At 52.3% G+C, this 1,154-nt stretch carries 1 rRNA gene; it reads left to right on the forward strand.

The window, feature by feature from the left end:
• Window positions 1–1,154 (forward strand): 23S ribosomal RNA (locus tag GC102_RS00005); the annotation flags it as partial.

Raw genomic sequence — 1,154 nt, forward strand, 5'->3', positions numbered from 1 at the left:
AGAGCACACGGAGGATGCCTAGGCACTAGGAGCCGAAGAAGGACGTGGCGAACGACGAAATGCCTCGGGGAGCCGTAAGCAGGCTTTGATCCGGGGATGTCCGAATGGGGGAACCCAGCTGTGGTAATGCGCAGTTACTCTATTGTGAATACATAGCAATAGTAGAGGCATACCCAGGGAACTGAAACATCTAAGTACCTGGAGGAAAAGAAAACAAAAGTGATTCCGTCAGTAGCGGCGAGCGAAAGCGGAATAGCCCAAACCAAGGAGCTTGCTCCTTGGGGTTGTAGGACCTCGTTGTGGGGTTAGTTCGGTAGGCGAAGTGATCTGGAAAGGTCCGGCATAGAAGGTAAAAGCCCTGTAGCCAAAATCGAACGAAATCCCTAGAGGTATCCTGAGTACGGCGGGTCACGTGAAACCCCGTCGGAATCCGGCAGGACCATCTGCCAAGGCTAAATACTCCCTAGTGACCGATAGTGAAGCAGTACCGTGAGGGAAAGGTGAAAAGCACCGCGGAAGCGGAGTGAAAAAGAACCTGAAACCGTGTGCTTACAAAAAGTCAGAGCCCTCTATATGGGTGATGGCGTGCCTTTTGTAGAATGAACCGGCGAGTTACGTTCCCGTGCGAGGTTAAGTTGAAAAGACGGAGCCGCAGCGAAAGCGAGTCTGAATAGGGCGCTTTAGTACGTGGACGTAGACCCGAAACCGTGTGATCTACCCCTGTCCAGGGTGAAGGTGAGGTAACACTCACTGGAGGCCCGAACCCACGCATGTTGAAAAATGCGGGGATGAGGTGGGGGTAGCGGAGAAATTCCAATCGAACTCGGAGATAGCTGGTTCTCCCCGAAATAGCTTTAGGGCTAGCCTCGGATGTTGAGTTGTGGAGGTAAAGCACTGATTGGGTGCGGGGCCCGCCAAGGGTTACCAAGTCCAGTCAAACTCTGAATGCCACAAACTTAAATCCGGGAGTCAGACAGTGAGTGCTAAGATCCATTGTCAAAAGGGAAACAGCCCAGACCATCAGCTAAGGTCCCCAAGTGTGTGTTAAGTGGGAAAGGATGTGGAGTTGCACAGACAACCAGGATGTTGGCTTAGAAGCAGCCACCATTGAAAGAGTGCGTAATAGCTCACTGGTCGAGTGACTCTGCGCCGAA

Source organism: Paenibacillus germinis (assembly GCF_013141785.1).
Lineage (GTDB): Bacteria > Bacillota > Bacilli > Paenibacillales > NBRC-103111 > Paenibacillus_E > Paenibacillus_E phytorum.